Origin of the sequence: Paraburkholderia sp. EB58 (genome assembly GCF_050436665.1) — a bacterium.
Classification (GTDB): domain Bacteria; phylum Pseudomonadota; class Gammaproteobacteria; order Burkholderiales; family Burkholderiaceae; genus Paraburkholderia.
Genome location: NZ_JBNDMQ010000001.1, coordinates 242,891 through 264,066, shown reverse-complemented (window position 1 = coordinate 264,066; position 21,176 = coordinate 242,891). Strand labels below are relative to the sequence as shown.

At 62.0% G+C, this 21,176-nt stretch carries 20 protein-coding genes and 1 pseudogene; 17 read left to right on the top strand and 4 right to left on the bottom strand.

The window, feature by feature from the left end; translation table 11 throughout:
- Nucleotides 1-4: 4 nt before the first annotated feature.
- A complete protein-coding gene (locus P3T40_RS01215) occupies nucleotides 5-883 on the bottom strand; it encodes a peroxiredoxin-like family protein (protein WP_429265854.1) in 879 nt (292 codons plus the stop codon).
- On the opposite strand from P3T40_RS01215, the gene P3T40_RS01210 reads away from it, so the two are divergent.
- Nucleotides 865-1,452: a TetR/AcrR family transcriptional regulator gene (locus P3T40_RS01210; protein WP_429265853.1), complete on the top strand. Its 588-nt coding sequence runs from the start codon at nucleotides 865-867 to the stop codon at nucleotides 1,450-1,452. The genes P3T40_RS01215 and P3T40_RS01210 overlap by 19 nt on opposite strands.
- A gap of 330 nt (nucleotides 1,453-1,782) precedes the next feature.
- Here the strand turns inward: P3T40_RS01210 and P3T40_RS01205 are convergent, their stop codons facing one another.
- A complete protein-coding gene (locus tag P3T40_RS01205) occupies nucleotides 1,783-2,538 on the bottom strand; it encodes a tyrosine-type recombinase/integrase (RefSeq protein WP_429265852.1) in 756 nt (251 codons plus the stop codon).
- 178 nt (nucleotides 2,539-2,716) lie between these two features.
- On the opposite strand from P3T40_RS01205, the gene P3T40_RS01200 reads away from it, so the two are divergent.
- From P3T40_RS01200 to ccmI, 15 genes and pseudogenes are all read left to right on the top strand, one after another.
- Complete coding sequence (locus P3T40_RS01200; protein WP_429265851.1) at nucleotides 2,717-3,595, top strand: peptidase; 879 nt, start codon at nucleotides 2,717-2,719, stop codon at nucleotides 3,593-3,595.
- Nucleotides 3,596-3,885: 290 nt separating this feature from the next.
- Nucleotides 3,886-4,047 carry a periplasmic nitrate reductase, NapE protein gene (napE, locus tag P3T40_RS01195; protein WP_429265850.1) on the top strand — a complete coding sequence of 54 codons (162 nt, stop codon included), beginning with the start codon at nucleotides 3,886-3,888 and terminating at the stop codon, nucleotides 4,045-4,047.
- Between the two features lie 61 nt (nucleotides 4,048-4,108).
- Nucleotides 4,109-4,444: a chaperone NapD gene (locus P3T40_RS01190; RefSeq protein ID WP_429265849.1), complete on the top strand. Its 336-nt coding sequence runs from the start codon at nucleotides 4,109-4,111 to the stop codon at nucleotides 4,442-4,444.
- Nucleotides 4,416-6,899, top strand: a pseudogene (gene napA / locus P3T40_RS01185) (periplasmic nitrate reductase subunit alpha). Before P3T40_RS01190 ends, napA begins: the two are co-directional and overlap by 29 nt.
- Nucleotides 6,900-6,908: 9 nt before the next feature.
- Nucleotides 6,909-7,388 (top strand): nitrate reductase cytochrome c-type subunit, encoded by a 480-nt coding sequence (locus P3T40_RS01180; RefSeq protein WP_429265848.1) that lies wholly within the window; start codon nucleotides 6,909-6,911, stop codon nucleotides 7,386-7,388.
- 10 nt (nucleotides 7,389-7,398) lie between these two features.
- The gene (locus P3T40_RS01175; RefSeq protein ID WP_429265847.1) at nucleotides 7,399-8,013 is read left to right on the top strand and encodes a NapC/NirT family cytochrome c; all 615 of its coding nucleotides are present in this window, start codon (nucleotides 7,399-7,401) and stop codon (nucleotides 8,011-8,013) included.
- A gap of 57 nt (nucleotides 8,014-8,070) precedes the next feature.
- A complete protein-coding gene (ccmA, locus tag P3T40_RS01170; protein WP_429265846.1) occupies nucleotides 8,071-8,739 on the top strand; it encodes a heme ABC exporter ATP-binding protein CcmA in 669 nt (222 codons plus the stop codon).
- Nucleotides 8,727-9,395 (top strand): heme exporter protein CcmB, encoded by a 669-nt coding sequence (gene ccmB / locus P3T40_RS01165; protein WP_429265845.1) that lies wholly within the window; start codon nucleotides 8,727-8,729, stop codon nucleotides 9,393-9,395. The genes ccmA and ccmB overlap by 13 nt, the downstream gene beginning before the upstream one ends.
- A gap of 5 nt (nucleotides 9,396-9,400) precedes the next feature.
- On the top strand, nucleotides 9,401-10,144 hold the full coding sequence (ccmC, locus tag P3T40_RS01160; RefSeq protein ID WP_429265844.1) for a heme ABC transporter permease CcmC: 744 nt from the start codon (nucleotides 9,401-9,403) through the stop codon (nucleotides 10,142-10,144).
- Complete coding sequence (locus tag P3T40_RS01155) at nucleotides 10,141-10,347, top strand: hypothetical protein (RefSeq protein ID WP_429265843.1); 207 nt, start codon at nucleotides 10,141-10,143, stop codon at nucleotides 10,345-10,347. The genes ccmC and P3T40_RS01155 overlap by 4 nt, the downstream gene beginning before the upstream one ends.
- Nucleotides 10,337-10,828: a cytochrome c maturation protein CcmE gene (gene ccmE / locus P3T40_RS01150; RefSeq protein ID WP_429265842.1), complete on the top strand. Its 492-nt coding sequence runs from the start codon at nucleotides 10,337-10,339 to the stop codon at nucleotides 10,826-10,828. The genes P3T40_RS01155 and ccmE overlap by 11 nt, the downstream gene beginning before the upstream one ends.
- The gene (locus tag P3T40_RS01145; RefSeq protein WP_429265841.1) at nucleotides 10,825-12,825 is read left to right on the top strand and encodes a heme lyase CcmF/NrfE family subunit; all 2,001 of its coding nucleotides are present in this window, start codon (nucleotides 10,825-10,827) and stop codon (nucleotides 12,823-12,825) included. The genes ccmE and P3T40_RS01145 overlap by 4 nt, the downstream gene beginning before the upstream one ends.
- Nucleotides 12,822-13,361 (top strand): DsbE family thiol:disulfide interchange protein, encoded by a 540-nt coding sequence (locus tag P3T40_RS01140; RefSeq protein ID WP_429265840.1) that lies wholly within the window; start codon nucleotides 12,822-12,824, stop codon nucleotides 13,359-13,361. The genes P3T40_RS01145 and P3T40_RS01140 overlap by 4 nt, the downstream gene beginning before the upstream one ends.
- Nucleotides 13,354-13,854, top strand: coding sequence for a cytochrome c-type biogenesis protein (locus P3T40_RS01135; RefSeq protein WP_429265839.1), 501 nt, complete (start codon nucleotides 13,354-13,356; stop codon nucleotides 13,852-13,854). Before P3T40_RS01140 ends, P3T40_RS01135 begins: the two co-directional genes overlap by 8 nt.
- Nucleotides 13,851-14,813, top strand: a complete 963-nt coding sequence (ccmI, locus tag P3T40_RS01130; protein ID WP_429265838.1) for a c-type cytochrome biogenesis protein CcmI — start codon at nucleotides 13,851-13,853, stop codon at nucleotides 14,811-14,813. Before P3T40_RS01135 ends, ccmI begins: the two co-directional genes overlap by 4 nt.
- 153 nt (nucleotides 14,814-14,966) lie before the next feature.
- On the opposite strand, the gene P3T40_RS01125 is transcribed toward ccmI, so the two are convergent.
- Together P3T40_RS01125 and P3T40_RS01120 are read right to left on the bottom strand one after the other, a co-directional pair.
- Nucleotides 14,967-16,145, bottom strand: a complete 1,179-nt coding sequence (locus P3T40_RS01125) for a porin (RefSeq protein ID WP_429265837.1) — start codon at nucleotides 16,143-16,145, stop codon at nucleotides 14,967-14,969.
- A gap of 385 nt (nucleotides 16,146-16,530) precedes the next feature.
- Nucleotides 16,531-17,880, bottom strand: a complete 1,350-nt coding sequence (locus tag P3T40_RS01120) for a YhjD/YihY/BrkB family envelope integrity protein (RefSeq protein WP_429265836.1) — start codon at nucleotides 17,878-17,880, stop codon at nucleotides 16,531-16,533.
- Nucleotides 17,881-18,100: 220 nt separating this feature from the next.
- Between P3T40_RS01120 and fdnG the strand changes: the two genes are divergently transcribed.
- Nucleotides 18,101-21,172: a formate dehydrogenase-N subunit alpha gene (gene fdnG, locus P3T40_RS01115; protein ID WP_429265835.1), complete on the top strand. Its 3,072-nt coding sequence runs from the start codon at nucleotides 18,101-18,103 to the stop codon at nucleotides 21,170-21,172.
- The last annotated feature ends 4 nt before the right edge of the window (nucleotides 21,173-21,176 follow it).

The window sequence follows — 21,176 nt, the reverse complement described above, 5'->3', positions numbered from 1 at the left end:
GAGCTTATTTCAAGGTTGCCAGCGTGCCGACCACCTCGTCGGGTTCCGCTCGACCTGTCATGTAATCCACGTCGACATGCGTGAAGCGAATGACGCCCGCCGCATCGATCACATACGTTGCCGGAACCGGAAGTTCGTACGAATCCTCCCCGTTACGCAGCGCGATATCGTTTTTGAAGACGTTCTTCGAAAACGCCTGTAATTCATCCCCGACCCGGAACACGATGCCGAACTGCCGTGCCACCGCGTTGCCGAAATCGCTGAGCACAGGAAAGGTCAGCTTGCTCTTCTCGGTTGCCACGATGCCGTGATCCGGCTTCTCCGGAGAGATCGCGATCAGGGTTGCGCCAAGCGCTTCGATCTTCGGCAATGCTTCTTGCAGGCCGCGTAGTTCGAGATTGCAGAACGGACACCATTCGCCGCGATAGAAACTGATCACCACCGGCCCCTTGGCCAGCAGGGTCTTGAGCGAGACTTGATTGCCGAACGCGTCAGGTAGCGTGAAGTCCGGCGCGGGTTGTCCGTTCTTCAACGCGCCATCGATCGCGCCCGACGCGCGAACTCGTTCCATGTCGCCGGCAATAATATTGAACTTATCTCCGAGCTTTTCCTGAACCATTGCCTTGTATTCCGCCGAGGCCTGTTTGACCGACATGACATGCTCCTTGTATTCGTTGACACGGTGAATGACCGGCTGACATCGCCGGGCACAGGGTTGAGCCAGGCGCGTCCCCCTTGATGTTCGACGCGCCTCGATGTTTCGCCGCAAGCTTGTTTGTAGCGGTCGATACAAATATCGCTCACGCCCGTCCAGGCTGTCAATGCAATTTTTAGCTACTGCTACAAATAAGCTATGATGGCGCCATGGCACGAGCAATTGCATTCGACTACGATCGGGCTCTGGAGAGGGCGACGTGGCTGTTCTGGAAGAGCGGCTATGCCGGCACGTCGCTGCGCGATCTGCTGAAGATCATGGACATCGGCGAAGGCTCCTTTTACAACACCCTCAAGAGCAAGAAGCGGCTTTATCTGGCCTGCGTGAGGCGCTATGAAGAGACGGAGGGGCGCAAGCGCGGGCAGGCCCTGATGAGCGCGTCGACGGCTAGCCGGGGGATTCACGCGCTGTTCGGTATGGTGCTCGACTGCCTGGACAATCCGTCCACGCCGTCGCGGCTCTGCATGATGGCGGCGATGGCCTCCGAAGAGGTGCTGTCGGAGCCCGACCTGCGCAAGCTTGTCGAGGATGGCCTGGGAAGCTTTCACGCTCGTCTCGTCGAGCGGCTGAGCCAGGATCGAGACGAGGGTCGATTGCCTGCAACGCTGGATCCGCACGTTACCGCATCAGTTGTCGTCACCTATCTGCAGGGCATCTGGCGTATGGCGCTGGTGGACTACGACCGGCCTCGTTTCGAGCGGCAGATCGATGCATTCCTGACGGCATTGGGACTTTAGCCGTACGCGCAAGTTCTTCTCGTCTGCTGTCTTCGCCGCCGCAGGTGTTTTTCCGACCTCTAGCACACCCGTTGCCTCGCAGCAATTTGCGACGAAATGAGCCCAGATTTCCAGTGCCTTGCGGCGTTCGGAAATGAATCTCGCACGTCGTATATTGCATCCAGTCCGCGCATTTTATGATTGAGCGCGAGTTCGCTAATTTCGCGCGACACCCCCATATTGCGCATATGACATTTCGCGATACTAAGTGTGTCATGCGGTGTGAAGCGCCGCACTGCCAATCGGTCATCTGCAAACGCATTTTTCAGTGCATGAAGCAGTGTGTGTCGTTCAATGTGGATATCGCCCAATCGCCGTACTTTTTTCTACGCGCAGCGTGACGTGTGCGCAGTAACCATTGCGAATCTGTGGACAGTGTCCACAGATTCGCGCGCCCAGTTCCTTCTCGCTTAGCATCACACGCTTGCGAGCTTGTGGTTTCGGTCCGATGACAGCTTTCAAGTCGATGCCGGCCGCCGGATTGTATTCAATCAGGCGCTTGCCGACGCCACCGCTGAAAACCTGCTTCGTCGTGGTCAGTATCTTCTTCGTGATCTGCCAGGTACGCCCGGCCGTTTCGAGCATAAACACGATGTCGGAAGGTTTGACCTTGTTTACCTCAAGCGAGCCGAGTTTAGGCCGGACGAACGTATTGATATTCCACAAGTGCTCACTGATCGTTGCCTGAGCGAGCGGTGGCAGTAGAGCTTTCTCGACGTACTCGTCGCAGAGCTGGTTGACCGTTCGCGACGCTGCGGTCCTTGCCTTTTCGGTCTTCTTGTCCGCGGCTGGGTCAGCACCATTGTCGATGGCAACACGATGTGCCCGCGCGAGCTTTCGCGCGCCAGCGAGTGTGAGATCGGGGTAGTTGCCGAGCGTTAGCTCGCGCCGACGGGTGCCTCTGCGGTAGCGAAGCACCCAGGATGCAGTACCATTCTGGGAAAGCGTGAACGAGAGCCCGTCACCGTCTGCCTTGGCGACGGGTTTTCTCTGGGCGATCCAGTGACGGATCTGTACGTCATCCAAGGCGTGATGCAGGCGCGGCATGTGTGAGCGACTGGAGCAGAAAGAACACTTTGATTATAGTTCTTCTAGCTACCCGTGTAGCTACCCAAAAGCGGCGCGCTTACCATGGACGCGGTAGGACGCGATGAGACACTAGGTTGTTGATTTTTAAAGATTCACTCTCTCCGGTGAGACCGGATGAGCCGCGGAGAAACAGCTTATGACATATTGTGTGGCGATGTGCGTGGACGAGGGGCTGGTGTTCCTGTCTGATACCCGCACCAATGCCGGCGTCGATCACATCAGCACCGCGCGCAAGATGACGGTGTTCGAATTGCCCGGCGAGCGCGTGCTGGTGCTGCTCGGCGCCGGTAATCTGTCGCTCACCCAGGCGGTCCTGCAGGAGCTGAGCGAGCCGACGGATCCCGAGCGGCCCACCCTGTGGAGCGCGCCCACCATGGCGGACGCGGCGCGAGTGGTGGGCCAGGCGGTGCGTGATGTGCATCACCGTGAAGCCCAGGCACTGCAGGAATTCGGCGTCGACTTCAATTGCAGCTTCATTCTGGGCGGGCAGATCGCCGTTCCCGGCAAGTCGCACGGCGGCCGGCCGTATCTGTTCATGATTTACGCGGCGGGCAATTTCATCGAATCGTCGGCGGTGAACCCGTATTTCCAGATCGGCGAGTCGAAATACGGCAAGCCGATCATCGACCGCGTGCTGACCCCGACCACCCCGCTCGACGAAGCCGCCAAGTGCGCGCTGATTTCGATGGACTCGACGCTGCGCTCGAATCTGTCGGTCGGCCTGCCGCTCGACCTGCTGGTCTACGAACAGGACGCGCTGCGGGTGACGCGTTTCGTTTCGGTCGATCATGACAACGCGTACTTCGAAATGATCCACCGGACGTGGGGCGAACGCCTGCGTCAGGTGTTCAGCGAGATTCCAGACCCCGACTGGCAGGAATCGGCGAATGTGCCGATGCACCGTCGCGAGCGCGCGCTGGTATTGCGCCGTGCGCCGGTGGCGAGCGATGAAGCGGCTACCGTAAAACCCGCCCAGACCCTGGCGCAAGCCGAGAAGAACAAGCCACAGCGCTAGGTGCGGTACAAGGGGCGGCGCTGCGAGCGGCGCCCTGGCAGGACTCTCCTCACGAGATCGCCCCTTTCGCCTGAGCGGGCTTATTTTTGTTTCCTGCTCAATCCCCGAATTGAATTTCAATCGGTTAATTATCGACTCGACATTTATTGGGTTGAAATTAACCGGTTTAGTGTTTTGTATCTGGCAATGAATTAAATCGTGCTTGACGAAAGCCCGGATATCATCCAAAAATAAAAGCCTGTTTCCCCGCACACTTGCCGATTGCCATGGCGTGATCATGGAGTTCCCGTATGAGCGACGAAGGGCGCGATGCGGTACGTAAGTCCGAAGAGCTACGCAGTTTTCTGTTTCTGACCGTGGTGATGGTGCCGGTGTTGACGGTCATATTCATAGCGGCTTACGGGTTTGTCGTCTGGTTTTATCAGATGCTGATTGGCGGTCCGCCCCATTAACCTGGCGCTTGAGCAATTCGTTGTGATTCGATAAAACCGGATATTCACCGGAGGGCAGGTTATGCCTGTTATAAATGAAGCGACGTTATTTGCAAACCTCACATCAGGTGAGTTGCATGTGGCCGGCATTGTCGTCCACGCGCAGCACAAGTCGCTTAAAAGTATTAAAGACGCAATCGGCATGATTCCGGGCGCGGAAATCCACGCGGTAACCGAGCAGGGAAAGCTGGTGGTGACGCTCGAAGGCCGCCTGATGTCCGAAGTGGCCGCGCATCTGAACGCAATCCACGCGTTGCCCGGTGTCTATTCCGCCGCACTCGTCTATCAGCATCACGAAGATGTCGCATCGTGCACCGTGGAGTTCGCCAATGAAGCTGACCCGTCGCGCGTTTATTAAGCAGACCGCAGCGGCCACGGCGGCCTCGGCTGCAGGGATCGTGCTGCCGGGGATGGATGCCCTGGGCGCGTCGGACGACCTGACCTGGTCGAAGGCGCCGTGCCGGTTCTGCGGCACCGGCTGCGGCGTGAGCGTGGGGGTGAAGGATGGCAAGGTGGTGGCGACCCAGGGCGACCCGCAGGCGGAGGTCAACCGCGGGCTGAACTGCGTCAAGGGCTATTTCCTGTCGAAGATCATGTACGGTCAGGATCGACTGACCACGCCGCTGTTGCGCATGAAAGACGGGAAGTACGACAAGAACGGCGAATTCGCGCCGGTGTCGTGGGATCGCGCTTTCGACGTGATGGCCTAGCAGTTCAAGCGGGTCCTCAAAGAGAAGGGGCCGACGTGCGTCGGCATGTTCGGCTCAGGGCAGTGGACCGTATGGGAGGGCTACGCCGCCGTCAAGTTGATGAAAGCGGGCTTTCGCAGCAACAACCTCGACCCCAACGCGCGCCATTGCATGGCCTCGGCCGTGACGGGATTCATGCGCACGTTCGGCATGGACGAGCCGATGGGCTGCTACGACGACATCGAACAAACCGACGCCTTCGTGCTATGGGGCTCGAATATGGCGGAAATGCACCCCATCCTCTGGACCCGGGTGACTGACCGGCGGCTGAGCGTGCCCACGACGCGCGTGGTGACGCTGTCTACCTTCGAGCATCGCAGCTTCGATCTGGCCGACGAGACGATCATTTTCACGCCGCAGTCGGATCTGGCGATTCTCAACTACATCGCCAACTACATCATCAAAAACGGCAAGGTTAACCGCGATTTCGTCGACAGGCATACGGTCTTCAAACAAGGCAACGCCGATATCGGCTACGGCCTGCGGCCCGATCATCCGCTGCAGAAGGCCGCGAAAAATGCGGGGGACCCGAACGGCTCGCACCCGATCACATATGACGAATTTGCGAAGTTCGTCTCGAAGTACGACGCCGCCTATGTGACGAAGCTCTCGGGCGTGCCGCAAAACAAGCTCGATCAGCTCGCGCAGCTCTACGCCGATCCGAAAATCAAGGTGGTGTCGTTCTGGACCATGGGCTTTAACCAGCACACGCGCGGCACGTGGGCCAACAACATGGTCTACAACCTGCACCTGTTGACCGGCAAGATCGCCACGCCCGGCAACAGTCCGTTTTCGCTGACGGGGCAGCCGTCCGCATGCGGCACGGCGCGCGAAGTGGGGACTTTTTCGCATCGGCTGCCAGCCGACATGGTGGTCACCAACCCGAAGCATCGTGAAGAGGCCGAGCATATCTGGAAGCTGCCGGCCGGCACGATTCCGGACAAGCCCGGTTATCACGCAGTCCTGCAGAACCGCATGCTGCACGACGGCAAGCTCAACGCCTACTGGGTGCAGGTGAATAACAACATGCAGGCCGCCGCCAACATCACTCAGGAAGCGCTGCCGGGCTATCGCAATCCGGCCACCTTCGTGGTGGTGTCCGATGTGTATCCCACTGTCACTGCGGTGGCTGCGGACCTGATCCTGCCTTCGGCGATGTGGGTCGAGAAAGAGGGTGCCTACGGCAATGCCGAACGGCGTACCCAGTTCTGGCATCAACTGGTCGTGGCGCCCGGCGAGGCGCATTCCGACCTCTGGCAACTGGTCGAATTCTCAAAGCGCTTCAAGGTCGAGGAGGTGTGGCCCGATGATCTGCTCGCGCAGAAGCCGGAGTACCGAGGCAAGACACTCTACGACGTGCTGTACCGGAACGGACAGGTCGACAAATTCCCGTTGAAGGACACCGATGCCAGCTACCGCAACGACGAAGCGAAGGCCTTTGGTTTCTACATCCAGAAGGGCCTGTTCGAGGAGTACGCGAGCTTCGGCCGCGGCCATGGCCATGATCTCGCGCCGTTCGACGCCTATCACAAGGCGCGCGGCATACGCTGGCCGGTGGTCAATGGCAAGGAGACGCGCTGGCGCTACCGGGAAGGCTCCGATCCGTATGTGAAAGCCGGCAGCGGCTGGCAGTTCTACGGCAATCCCGACGGCCGCGCGGTGATCTACGCGCTGCCTTACGAGCCGCCTGCGGAAGCGCCGGATCAGGAATATCCGTTCTGGCTCGCGACGGGCCGCGTGCTCGAACACTGGCACTCCGGTTCGATGACGCGGCGCGTGCCCGAGCTGTATCGCGCGTTTCCCAACGCGGTGTGTTTCATGCACCCGGACGACGCGAAAGCGATGGGCTTGCGACGCGGGGTCGAGGTCAAGGTGATGTCGCGACGCGGTTACATCCTGACGCGGGTCGAAACGCGCGGCCGCGACAAGCCACCGCGTGGGCTCGTTTTCGTGCCGTGGTTCGATTCGAGCCAGTTGATCAACAAGGTGACGCTCGACGCGACCGACCCGATCTCGCTGCAGACCGACTACAAGAAATGCGCGGTCAAGATCGTCAAAGTATAGGAGCCTGTCATGCGGGCCTGGATTGTCCTCGCCTTCGTTTCGATGCTGACGCTCACTGCGAGCGCTCAACCGACCATTCCGGCTGAACCGTTCCACGATACGTTGCGCGGGCCGACACCGCTCTACGAAGAGGCCAAGCCGCCGCTGATCGCGCCAACCGAGAACAGGGATGTGATCCGCAGCCGCGCCTATGCACAGCAGCCGCCGACCATCCCGCACAAGATTGACGGCTATCAGCTCGACAGGAATGCGAATCGCTGTCTGGCGTGCCACGCGCGTAGCCGCGCCGAAGAGAGCGGGGCCGTGCCGATCGCGATTTCGCATTACACGGATCGCGCGGGCGAAACCCTTGGCCACCTCTCGCCACGCCGCTATTTCTGCACGCAATGTCACGTGCCGCAGGCCGATATCAAGCCGCTGGTCGGCAACACGTTCACCGATCTGGCGGACGTCAGTTTGCCGCCCGCGCCGCAACCGAAGAAGAAATAGGGACCCCGATATGCGCGACCTGATCCTGCGCTACTGGCGGACCATCAACCGGCCGAGTACCTATTACAGCCTGGGCTTCCTGACGCTGGGCGGGTTCGTTGCCGGCGTGGTGTTCTGGGGCGCGTTCAATACCGCATTGGAAATGACTAGCACCGAAGCGTTCTGCACAGGGTGTCATGAGATGCGCGACAACACCTTCGCCGAACTGAAAACCACGATTCACTACAGCAATCGCAGCGGCTTTCACGCCAGGTGCTCGGATTGTCACGTGCCGCATGACTGGACCGACAAGATCGCCCGCAAGATGCAGGCGTCCAAGGAGGTGTGGGCGAAGGTGTTTGGGGTTGTCAACACGCGCGAGAAGTTCCAGGACAAGCGGCTCGAGCTGGCCGAGCATGAATGGGCGCGCTTCAAGGCCAACGATTCGCTGGAGTGCCGCAATTGCCACCAGTTCGAGTACATGGATTTCACGCGGCAAAGTCCGCGCGCGCAGGAGGCCCATCAACGTTTTCTCGCGACCGGCGAGAAGACCTGTATCGACTGCCATAAGGGGATCGCGCATCAATTGCCAAACATGACCCAGGCGCAGGCCGACGCGGATGCGAAGCAGGCGGCAAAGCCATGAGCATGGCGCGAGTCCGGGTGGTTTCGTCCAATACTGCAACCAGCATGGCGGTGAGCGATGCTTTCAGCTGAACAGCTTGGCTTGGGGCGTGGCGGCCAGATGATTGTGTGCGGCATCGACTTGCGCGTCGAAGCGGGTTGGGCGCTGCAGATCCACGGCGCGAACGGCAGCGGCAAGACCACCTTGCTGCGCGTGCTGGCCGGCTTGTTGCCGCCGGCAGTGGGACAGGTTTGCTGGCACGGCGCGAATGTGCGCGTCCATCCGGAAAGGTTTCGGCACGATCTCGCCTTTGTGGGACACACCAATGGCGTGAGCGACGATCTCACGGTACTCGAAAATCTTCGTTTCGCGAGCTTGCTCGGGGCGGACGCGCGGGCTGCACAAGTGTGCGGTCATGGGGGCGAGGCTACGCGTCCGCCCGAGCAGGAGGTGATGGCACGTGCCGGTTTGCTGCCGTTACGGCACACGCACGTAGGCCTTCTATCGCAAGGACAGCGCCGGCGCGTCGCGCTCACACGGTTGATCCTCGAACGCAAGCCGCTGTGGTTGCTCGATGAACCGGCAGACGCGCTCGATGACGGCGCATTGGACTGGTTCGATGAATGCCTGGGTATCCATATGAATGAGGGCGGTATTGTGGTGACGACCACCCACCGTCTGCTGAACACGCCCTCCGTTCTCACCCGGCATCTGCACCTTGAACGGAGCTGCGCATGGCTGGATTGACTTGGGGGATCATCCGCCGGGAACTGGCGCTCTCCTGGCGCAGGCGCGCGGTTACGTTCGGCAGCCTGCTGTTTTTCGTCATGGCGTCGAGCCTGTTTCCGCTCGCCGTCGGCCCGGATCCCAGATTGCTGCAGACGATCGCGTCCGGCGTCGTCTGGGTCACCGCGCTGTTTGCGGCGATGCTGTCGGCGGAGCGCCTGTTCAGTCACGACTTCGCGAGCGGCGCGCTCGAACAGATGCTGCTCTCGCCGCAGCCGCTGCCCGCCATCGTGTTGGGCAAGATCGTTGCGCACTGGCTGACGAGCGGCCTTGCGCTGGTGCTGCTCGTGCCGCTCGTCGCGCTGCAGTATGACCTCGGCTGGCGCGACACGCTGCCGTTGATGGGCTCGCTGCTGCTCGGCACACCTCTGCTTGGCCTGATCGGCTCGATGGGCGCGGCGCTGACGCTCGGCGTGCGCGGCGGCGGCGTGATGCTCGCGCTGCTGATCCTGCCGCTCTATGTGCCGGTGCTGATTTTCGGCGTCGGCGCCGCCGATCCCGCGGCCACGGCTGCATGGTCCGAAGCGAACTTCTCGCTGCTTGGCGCCGCGTTGTGCGTCGGCTCCTGGCTATGTCCGTGGGCCAGCGCCACGGCGTTGCGAATCGCCATGGAGTAATCCCTATGCCGCGCATGAACTGGTTCCGATACGCGTCTCCCCGCACTTTCGACCGGCTCGCCGCGCGCCTTGTGCCCGGGTGCGCGGTGGCGTCGGTGGTCCTGATGCTCGCGGGTCTCGCGATCGGGCTCGTGGTCGCACCCATCGATTCGCTTCAGGGCGACGTCTACCGGATCATGTTCGTGCATGTGCCTGCCGCGTGGATGTCGATGTTCATCTACCTCGTCATGGCCGCTTACTGCGCCCTCGGCCTCGTGCTCAACGCGCGGCTCGCCGCGATGATGGCGCAGGCGCTTGCGCCGACCGGCGCACTCTTCACCTTCATCGCGCTGCTCTCGGGCGCCTTGTGGGGCAAGCCCACATGGGGCGCCTGGTGGGTCTGGGACGCCCGCCTGACTTCCGAGTTGATCCTGCTGTTTCTGTACATCGGCTTTCTGTCGCTGCACGCAGCCATCGAAGAGCCGCGCCGGGCGGATCGTGCCTGTGCGGTGTTGGGCCTGATCGGCGTGGTCAACATTCCGGTGATCTATTTTTCCGTGCAATGGTGGTACACGCTGCATCAGGGGCCTTCGCTGGGCTTTGGCAGCGGCGTGGCGATGACGGCGTCGATGTTGTGGGGCATCGTCGTGATGACGTTTGGCTTCTGGGCGTATGCCATCGCCATTACGTTGGTGCGCGTGCGAGTCATTATCCGGGCGCGGGAACGTGCCGCGCCTTGGGAAGCGAGATTCGAGGAGCGTGTGGCATGAGCGGGCTATCGAATGTGGCAGCGATGCTGGCGCACAGCCCATATCTCAGCGCGGCGCTCGCCAGCACCTTCATGCTGCTCGCGCTCGAAGCGCGGTGGGTGCGCTCGCTGCGCCGCGAGCAGGGCGCGCTTGGCGAGCGGTGCGTATTGGACGCGCTGGATACCACGTCTCAGGTCACACCAGGCTCGTCTGATGAAAGCTAGGAACCGGCGCCTCGCCTGGGTCGCCGGTGGCGTAGGTGCCGTGGCGCTGGCCTGTGCACTCGTGCTGAACGCGTTCCGTGCCAATGTGGTGTTCTTCGTCAGCCCGAGCCAGATCGCGGCGCAGGCGATGCCGGTGACGCGCCATTTTCGCCTGGGCGGCCTCGTCGAGCGTGGTTCGCTGAGACGCGATGGCGACGGCTTGACCGTGCATTTCGTGGTGACGGATACCGCCAAGGAGATTTCGGTGATCTATCGCGGCGTGCTGCCGGACCTGTTCCGCGAAGGCAGTGGCGTCGTCGCGCAAGGGACGCTGGGCGAGGACGGCCAGTTCCACGCCGACCAGGTGCTCGCCAAACATGATGAGAAGTACCAGGCACCGGAAGTCGGCGACGCGCTACTTCATGCGCGAGACAACGAGCGTCCGGCACGCGCGACACTGCACGCGGCCATCGGCGCAACCGATGGAGGAAGCCCGCCTTGATCCCTGAAATCGGACAGTTCGCGCTGATTCTCGCGTTGCTGCTCGCGCTCACGACCGGCGTGCTGCCGATGCTTGGCGCGCACCGCGGCATCGAAGGCTGGATGCGGCTTGCATGGCCTGCTGCACGCGCGCAATGCGGCTTCGTGGCGATCGCGTTCAGTTGCCTTGCGTGGTCGTTCCTGAACAACGATTTCTCCGTCGTCTATGTGGTGGAGAACTCGCATTCCGCGCTGCCCGCCATCTACCGGCTCACAGCAGTCTGGGGCGGCCATGAAGGCTCGCTGCTGCTGTGGGTCCTGCTACTGACTCTGTGGATGGTCGCCGTCAGCTGTTTCAGCAGTCAATTGCCGGTGGCGATGGTCGCCCGGGTGCTGGGCGTGATGAGCTGGATTTCGAGTGGTTTTCTGCTGTTCATGCTGTTCACGTCAAATCCGTTTAGCCGCCTGATTCCTGAGGCGATGGAGGGCCGCGATCTCAATCCGCTGTTGCAGGATCCCGGCATGGTGATTCATCCGCCGATGCTGTACATGGGTTACGTCGGCTTTTCCGTGGCCTTTGCGTTTGCGATAGCGGCGTTGCTGTCGGGCCGGCTCGACACGGCGTGGGCACGCTGGTCACGCCCGTGGACCACTGCCGCCTGGATCTTCCTGACGCTGGGCATCATGCTCGGCAGCGGCTGGGCGTACTACGAACTGGGGTGGGGCGGCTGGTGGTTCTGGGATCCAGTCGAAAACGCCTCGTTTATGCCTTGGCTTGCCGGTACTGCCCTGATCCATTCGCTCGCGGTCACCGAGAAGCGCGGCAGTTTCCGCAGTTGGACTGCCTTGCTGGCAATCTGTGCGTTCTCGTTGAGTCTGCTGGGCACATTCCTCGTGCGCTCCGGCGTCGTGACCTCGGTCCATGCGTTCGCCGCCGATCCGACCCGCGGCGTGTTCATCCTCGCGTTTCTCGCGCTCGTGGTGGGTGGTGCGTTGCTGCTGTTTGCCTGGCGTGCGCCGCAGATTGGCCTCGGGGCCGCCTTCGAGCCGGTGTCGCGCGAGGCCTTGCTGCTGTCGAATAACGTGCTGCTGATGGTGGCTGCGGCCTCGGTGCTGCTGGGCACACTCTACCCGATGGTGCTCGACGCACTAGGGCTCGACAAGCTTTCGGTGGGGCCTCCCTATTTCGACAGCGTGTTCGTGCCGCTGATGACGCCAGCGATCTTTTTGATGGGCATTGGACCGCTCGCGCGCTGGAAGGCGGCGCGCCTGCCGGACCTGGCTGCGCGGCTGCGCTGGGCCGCGTTGATCAGCGTCGTCACGGCGCTGGTGCTGCCGCTCGTGCTGGGTAGCTGGCGGCCGCTCGTCTGTCTCGGCCTGCTGCTCGCGATGTGGAGTTTTACGACCGTCGCGGTGAGCATGCGTGAACGGATCGGCGGCGAGCAGGATGGTCTGCTGGTTCGGCTCGGACGCGTGCCGCGCGCGACCTGCGGGATGTGGTTCGCGCATGCGGGTGTCGGCGTGTTTATCGTTGGCGTAACGCTGGTCAAAGGTTACCAGGTCGAGCGTGATGTGCCGATGCGAGCAGGCGAGACCGTGGAAGTCGGCGGCTACCAGTTCCGTTTTGAAGGCGTGCGCGAGGTGGAAGGGCCGAACTATCGCGCCACTCGCGCGATGGTCACGGTGAGCCGGGATGGCCGGCGCACGACGACGCTGTATCCGGAGAAGCGCCTTTTTCTCGTGCAGAAGATGCCGATGACCGAGGCGGCGATCGACCACGGCGTGCTGCGCGATCTATACGTGGCGATGGGCGAGCCGATCGGTGCCGGCGCCTGGAGCATGCGCATCCAGATCAAGCCGTTCGTGCGCTGGATCTGGGGCGGGTGCATGTTGATGGCAATGGGTGGCCTGCTCGCCGCCGGCGACCGGCGTTACCGTTTGATGCCGGCGCGGCGCACGCTGCGCGCGAGCGAAACCTCCGATACGCAGCGCCACCCTGTCAGCGAGGACGGCCGATGAAACGCCTTCTGCTTCCGCTGATGGCCTTTGCCGTGCTGGTAGTCGTGCTAGCTGCCGGTCTCACGCACGATCCGCGCCGTCTGCCGTCTGTGTTGATCGGCCAGCCTGCGCCGTTCTTCGATTTGCCCACCCTGCAGGCTTCGAACGAACGGCTTTCGTCGCAAGCGCTACGCGGCCGGGTGTGGATCCTGAACGTGTGGGCGTCCTGGTGCGAGTCGTGCCGGGACGAACACCCGCTGCTGCTCGACCTGGCCGCGCTCGGGATCGCGCCGGTTTACGGCATGGACTACAAGGATGAGCGCGAGCCCGCGTTGCAGTGGCTCGCCATGGCGGGCAATCCGTATCAGGCCTCGATTGTCGATCGCAGCGGGCAGACGGGTATCGACTATGGCGTGTATGGCGTGCCCGAGACCTTCGTGATCGACCGGGCGGGGATCGTGCGTTACCGCCAGGCGGGGCCGCTGACCCGCGACTCGCTTGATGGCGTGATTGTGCCGCTCGTCAAGCGCTTGCAGCATGAGGGACTCAATGGTTAGCCATCCAGACAGATTGCCGGTGCGCTGGACGGTGGCGCTGCTGTGTCTTGTTGCGTTGAGTGGCACGGGCGCGAGCGCAGGCGCCACCGCGCCATCCGACCGCGATCTCCATGACGAAGCCCGCGTGCGCCATCTCGCGGGGAGTTTCCGCTGCCTCGTGTGCCAGAACCAGAGCCTGGCGGATTCGAACGCGGAATTGGCCGCCGATCTGCGCGACAAGATCGGCGAGCAGGTCCGGCAAGGGGCCACTGATGAGCAGGTGCAGGCGTACATGGTGCGCCGTTACGGCGATTTCGTGCTGTACCGGCCGCCGCTGAAGCCCGTCACCTGGCCGCTGTGGTTTGGGCCGTTTGCGGTACTGGCGGCGGGCGCCGGCGTTCTCCTGGGCACGATCCTGCGCCGCCGCGGTTTGCCGGTGCGCGGGCTTAACGAAGACGAGCGGCGCCGTATGGATGCCTGGCTCGCATCCCACGAGGAGGGCCCCCGGCGATGATGACGTTGTCCCTGATTGCAGCATTGATGGTGATCGGGGCGCTGGCGAGCGTCATCGTGCCGTTGCTGCGTCGCACGACGCTCGACGATCACGCATCTGCCGGGCGCAACGGCACCGCGCTCGCGGTGGCAATTTATCGCGCAGAGCTGGGTGAAGTCGAGCGCGAGTTCAAAGCGGGACATCTGTCCGCGCAACACCGCAGTGAAGCCCAACGCGAGCTTGAGCGGCGCCTCGCGGAGGATGCGGATGACATTGGCACTGGCACTGGCACTGACGTGCCGGCCGGGCCTGTGAACGGTGCCGCCGGATTTGCTCGCGTGGCGCATCGCATGGGCACTGCCGCCGTGCTGCTGGCACTGCTGCCGACGGCGGCGCTGGCGTTATACATCGAGCTCGGCGAGCCCCTTGCAGTCGCGGTGCAAGGAGGCAGCTACGCCGTGGCCGCGGATAATCATGCTGCCATCCAGGAGTCACTCGAGATGATGGTGGGGCGGCTTGCGGCCAGACTGCAACGGCAACCTGGCGACGTGCAAGACTGGACCATGCTGGCACGCTCCTACGCGACGCTGGGCCGTGCGGACGACGCCGTCATGGCTTACCAGCGAGCGTTGAGCCTGAATCCGCGAGATGCGCAATTGCTGGCGGATTACGCGGATGCGCAGGCGAGCGCAAATGGCGGCGATCTGAACGGCGAGTCGCGGCAAAGCATCGAGGCTGCATTGGCGCTCGATCCCGCGAATCTGAAGGCCTTGGCTTTGGCTGGATCGGCAGCGCTCGACAGGCGTGATTACACACATGCCATCCAGTTCTGGGAACGGTTGGAGCAGGCCGCGGGCGCCAACTCTGGGATTGCGGCACGGGCGCAGAAGAACATTGATGAGGTGCGCACGCTGATGGACGGCGCGAGCCCCGGCGGACGCGAGTCTGCTATTCGTCGACGTGGCGCAGTGACGGGCTGAGCTACAGGCGGCGTGGCGAACGAAGGCACGGGAGCCGAGCACGAAGTCCGCTAACACCGAAGAAATCCCCACCACCAATAAAAAAGCCAGCCACCGGCTAGTGCCTGTGGCTGGCTTTTGACAGCGTCCTGCTTCAGCTGTCCGTCAAGTCAATTAGAACTTGTGACGGATACCGAGTGCAGCGATTTCCTGCGAGCTGCCGTCCGACGAGAAGCCGTAGTCGGCTGCGCTGGCGACTGCCGATTGCGTCGTCGTTGCGTTGACGCGCTGCGTGCCGCTTGCGTGCTGATATACGCCCATCAGATACACGTCCGTACGCTTGGACAGGTTGTAGTCCGCGCCCAACGAGACCTGGTTGTAGTTTGCCGACGTGTCGCCAGCGCCGTGCGTGTATTCATAACCCAGACCCAGCTGTGCAGCCGGCGTAACCTGATAGCCGAGGAACGCGGCGCCAACGTTGTAGCGCTCAGTCGAACCGAAGCCCGAGTAAGCGTCAGGCTTGTACTGTGCATTGCTGTAACGGATGTTGGCCGTGAACGGGCCCGTCACGTATTGCGCTGCAACCGAGGCGATACCGATCGACTTCGCCGATGCGTAGCCGCTGTTGATGATCGAGTCGAACGTGGCGCCCGACGTTGCGCCGGAGCCCCAGCCTGCCGGTGTCGTCGGGGTTTGGCCGCGGCCTGCCGGCGTCGACGCGTTGTCCAGGCGGAAGTAACCCGCAGCGACATTGAACGCACCGATGCCGTACGTTGCTGCTGCCGCCCACGATTGACCCGAACCCGTTGCGCCAGCTACGCCGCCGAATGCATACATGCCTTCGAACTGGAATCCGCTCCAGACCGGCGACACGTACTTGACTGCGTTGTTCGTGCGCGAGCTGTTGTCATTGTTATCAACGTCGCCCGGAGTCGTGAAGAATTCGGCGTAGTTGTCGCCAGTCAGCGGCTGGACCATGTCAACCAGCGGGTCGTACTGACGGCCCAATGTGACGGTACCGCCTTGATCCGAGCTCAAACCAACGAATGCCTGACGGCCGAATTCAGCGCCGCCTTGACCCAGCTTGCCGCTATTCGGATCGAAGCCACCTTCCAACTGGAAGATCGCCTTCAGGCCACCGCCCAGGTCTTCCGTGCCCTTCATGCCCCAACGGCTACCCGACAGATTGCCTTGTTGCATCTGCCAAAGGTTATCGCCCTTCGAGTCGGCGTTATGCACGTACATGATCGAGTCGTCGATCACGCCATACAGGGTAACGCTGCTTTGAGCATGAGCTGCGCCTGCGGCGGCCATGAGCGCCAGCGAGAGGCTAGACAGAGCGATTTTTTTCATCCATTTCTCCACGCGATGATTGGTTTCGTTGTTGCGGAAAGGAGAATAGCGCAGGCCGTCTGAAGGGTAATACTGAAAAAAAAAGAGTGTCTCGTAAACGTGACACTGGCCGAAAACGCTTATGTATCAAGGTCAGAGCGGATTATTGCTGATGTGACAACACTGAATGCCGAAAACCGCATTATTGTTGTTTCATTGATAGCGGAAGCGCCAGCATTCGTCATTTGCGCAGCTTTTTGAAAGTTCAATGTAATTTTGTTGTTTACGATGGTGGCGCGAAATGAAGTGCCTACATACCAGTGACATCAACGCGGCGTTGCTCTATGTGCTGGACAGTTGTGCCCGAGTGTGGGTGTTCTCCCTGGTAGTCGACGCGAATCTGGCATCAACGGGCGTCATCAGCGGCGGGTGGGGTGGAGACGTCGTCGCCGCGCAGGCGGCCGGCCACCGCCGTCACCACTAATGCGGCGCCGGCGGCCAGCAACATCGATCCCCACGGATGACGCTTGACATAGCGGTCCGCGGCCACGGCTTTGCGGCCGGCCTCCAGCAGCGTGGAGGCGGCGGCGCGCGTGACATGGTCCTCTGCCCGAATCACTTTGCGGCCAATGCTGGCCGCCGTGCGCACGCCGCTCGACGGTGCTGCCGTGTCAGACGTTGCCGGGTTGGATTGTTTAGCCAGGATGTCCGCCGCAGTCCCCGTGCTTCTTGCGTGCGTCGAGGTCGCCATGGCTTCGGCCAGTTTTGCACCGGCCTCGGCACTGTGCGCCCCATAAGCAGGCATCGTCGAAGCGGCGAACACCGACGCCATCTTTGCGCGGCTGCCTGGCGGCGCATCTTCGAGTTGCCCCCATGCGCCGCGCGGGTCGTGCAATCGTCCGCGAGCGGCCGAGAACTCCGCGCCGAGCAGCAACACTACCGCCGAGAAGTACAGCCACATCAGCAGCACCGCCAGCGAACCAGCAGCCCCAAACGAATTCGCCATGCCCGCGTGGGCCAGATAGAGAGCGAAGAGTTTCTTGCCCGCCGAGAACAGCACCGCCGCGACCACTCCGCCCACCAGTGCATCGCGCCAGCGGACCACGGCATCGGGCAGGAATTTCAGCAGGGCGGCGAAGGCGAACGCCAGCACCAGCAGCGCGACCAGCAACTGCAATAGATTGCCGATCACCACATACGGCGAGTCGCCCCAGATCCACTTGCCGATAAAGGTGATGGCGGTGTCTAGCACCAGCGACACGATCAGCAGGAACGCCACGCCGAGCACGAGGCCAAACGAAATCAGCCGCACCCGTACCAGCGCAATCACGCTTGACGAGCGCGGGCCAGTGAGCGGCCAGACGATGTTGAGCGCGGTATTGAGCGACGAGAAGGTGGCCGAGGCGCCGATCGCCAATAAGGCGAACGAAATAATGGCCGCGATGCCGCCGGCACTGCCGGCATGACGGGCGTTCAAAACGATGGTCTGCACCCCAGCGGCGGCTTCGTCGCCAAGCAAGCCGTGTATATGCGCGAACAACTCGCCGCGTACCGCCTGGGCGCCGAAGAACCAGCCGGCCACGGCGATCACCATGACGAGCGTGGGTGCGAGCGAGAACGCCGCATAAAACGCGATGCTTGCAGCCATGGCCGCGCAGCGGTCTTCCGCGAATTGCCTGAAAGCGCCCATCGCCCATGACGCCTGGTGGCGGGCGGCGCGTTGCAGATTGTCGGCGGATAGCGTGTCGATTTCCATGAGGTCTTTTGACGGGATCGTGGCGCGGGGTTCTGCGCCTGTACGCCGCTGCGGCACAGGCCGCACGGAAGTACAGCAAGCACCATGCCCATCACTATAACAAGGACGTTCCCGCTTCAGGGTATGTCCCGTGCCGACTAGGTGCTGGCGCAACGAATCCATTAAAGGGAAACGTCTTATACTTTTAAGTACCCCCACAACATCCGTGCCGAGGACAATCATGCTGCAAATGTCCCGGCGTCAGTTCCTGAAGGTGACGGCGTCTACGCTAGCCGGATCGAGCCTGGCCCTGATGGGCTTCTCGCCGGACACCGTGCTCGCCGAGGTCCGACAGTACAAGCTGGCGCGCACCACTGAAACCCGGAACACCTGTCCGTATTGCTCGGTGGGTTGCGGGATCCTCATGTATGGCTTGGGTGACGGCGCGAAGAACGCCACGCCCAGCATCATCCATATTGAAGGTGATCCCGATCACCCGGTCAACCGCGGCACACTCTGTCCGAAGGGCGCGAGTCTGATCGACTTCATTCATAGCCCGAGCCGTCTGAAGTATCCCGAGTATCGCGCCGCCGGTTCTAACCAGTGGCAACGCATTTCGTGGGATGACGCGCTCGACCGCATCGCGAAACTGATGAAGGCGGACCGTGACGCCAACTTCGTGGAAACCACGGAAGACGGCAAGAAGGTCAACCGCTGGCTGACCACCGGCATGCTCGCTGCATCAGCCGCCAGCAACGAGGTGGGGTATCTGACGCACAAGGCCGTGCGCAGTATGGGGATGCTCGCATTCGACAACCAGGCGCGTGTCTGACACGGTCCGACGGTGGCAGGTCTTGCCCCGACGTTTGGCCGTGGAGCGATGACGAACCATTGGGTCGACATCAAGAACGCGGACGTGATTCTGGTGATGGGTGGCAATGCCGCCGAGGCGCACCCGTGCGGTTTCAAATGGGTCGCTGAAGCGAAGGCTCATAACAAGGCGCGGCTGATCGTGGTCGATCCGCGCTTTACGCGCACCGCATCGGTGGCCGATTACTACGCGCCGATTCGTACCGGCACTGACATCGTTTTCCTCGGCGGGGTGATCCACTATCTGCTGACGAATGACAAGATCCAGCACGAGTACGTGAAGAACTACACGGACTTCCCATTTATCGTGCGTCAGGATTTCGCCTTCAACGACGGCATCTATTCCGGCTACGACGCGCAGAAGCACGCCTATCCGGACAAAGACTCGTGGGACTACGAACGCGGTGACGACGGCTTTGCAAAGATCGACATGACGCTGCAGGACCCGCGCTGCGTCTATAACCTGCTGAAACAGCATTACTCGCGCTATACGCCCGAGATGGTCGAGAAGGTTTGCGGCACGCCCAGGGACAAATTCCTGAAGGTGTGCGAAATGCTTTCCACCACCGCGGTGCCTGGCCGCGCCGGAACGATCCTGTACGCGCTCGGCTGGACCCATCACTCGATCGGCGCGCAGATGATCCGCACCGGCGCGATGGTGCAACTGCTGCTCGGCAATATCGGCATTGCCGGCGGTGGCATGAACGCACTGCGTGGCCACTCGAATATCCAGGGACTGACGGATCTCGGGCTGATGTCGAACATGCTGCCGGGCTACATGACGTTGCCGATGGAAGCCGAGCAGGACTATGGTGCATACATCAAGGAGCGCGCGACGCAGCAGTTGCGGCCCAACCAGCTCAGTTACTGGAAGAACTACGGCGCGTTCTTCGTGAGCTTCATGAAGTCGTGGTGGGGCGACGCCGCCACCGCCGACAACAACTGGGGCTACGACTATCTGCCCAAGCTCGACAAGTTATACGACCTGCTGCAGGCGATCGAGTTGATGGATCAGGGCAAGATGAACGGCTATATCGCGCAGGGCTTCAACGTGCTCGCGTCCTCGCCGAACAAGGCGAAGACCAGCTCGGCGCTGAGCAAGCTGAAGTGGCTCGTGGTGATGGACCCGCTCGCCATCGAAACCGCCGAGTTCTGGAAGAACCACGGCGACTATAACGACGTCGACGCCTCGAAGATCCAGACCGAAGTGTTCCGGCTGCCCACCACCTTGTTCGCGGAGGAACGCGGTTCGCTGGTGAGTTCGAGCCGCGTGTTGCAGTGGCACTGGAAGGGCGTGGAGGGCCCGGGCGAAGCAAAGAGCGACCTGGAGATCATGTCCGGGATTTTCCTGCGTATGCGCAAGGCGTACCAGGAGCACGGCGGCAAATTCCCCGATCCGATCGTCAAGCTGGACTGGCCGTACGCGAACCCGGAGAGCCCGACGCCGGAAGAACTGGCGATGGAATACAGCGGCAAGGCCGTAACCGACCTGACCGACGCGAAGGACCCGACCAGGGTGCTGGTGAAGAAGGGCCAGCAGCTCGCCAGCTTTGCCCAACTGAAGGACGATGGCTCGACCTCGAGCGGCTGCTGGATCTTCTGCGGCGCATGGACCGAGGAAGGCAACCAGATGGGGCGGCGCGACAACGACGACCCGACGGGTATCGGCCAGACGCTCAACTGGGCATGGGCGTGGCCCGTCAACCGGCGGATTCTCTACAACCGCGCGTCGTGCGATCTGAGCGGCAAGCCGTTCGATCCCACCCGCAAGCTGATTTGCTGGAACGGGTCGGCCTGGACCGGGGCGGACATTCCCGATTTTAAGGTGGACGAGCCGCCTGAAAACGGCATGGGGCCATTCATCATGAACCCGGAAGGCGTGGCGCGTTTCTTCGCCCGCGACGAGATGAACGAAGGGCCGTTCCCCGAGCATTACGAGCCGTTCGAGACTCCGCTTGGCTATAACCCGCTGCATCCGCAGAACGCGCAAGCGACCAGCAACCCGGCCGCACGTGTGTTTCCGGACGACCGGGCGGCCTTCGGCAAGGCGCCGGAGTTCCCGCATACCGCGACCACGTATCGTATTACTGAGCACTTCCACTTCTGGACCAAGCATGCACGGCTGAATTCAATTATTCAGCCGCAGCAGTTCGTCGAGATTGGCGAGGACCTCGCGAAGGAAGTGGGGGTGGTGGCGGGCGACCGCGTGAAGGTCTCGTCCAACCGCGGCTACCTGATCGCAGTGGCGGTGGTGACCAAACGCATCAAGCCGTTGATGATCGACGGCAAGAAGGTGCAGACGGTCGGCATTCCGCTGCATTGGGGCTTCAAAGGGCAGACGAAACCGGGTTACCTGAGCAATACGCTGACGCCGGTCGTGGGCGACGGGAATTCGCAGACACCGGAATTCAAGTCGTTCCTGGTGAAGGTCGAGAAGGCCTAGGGAG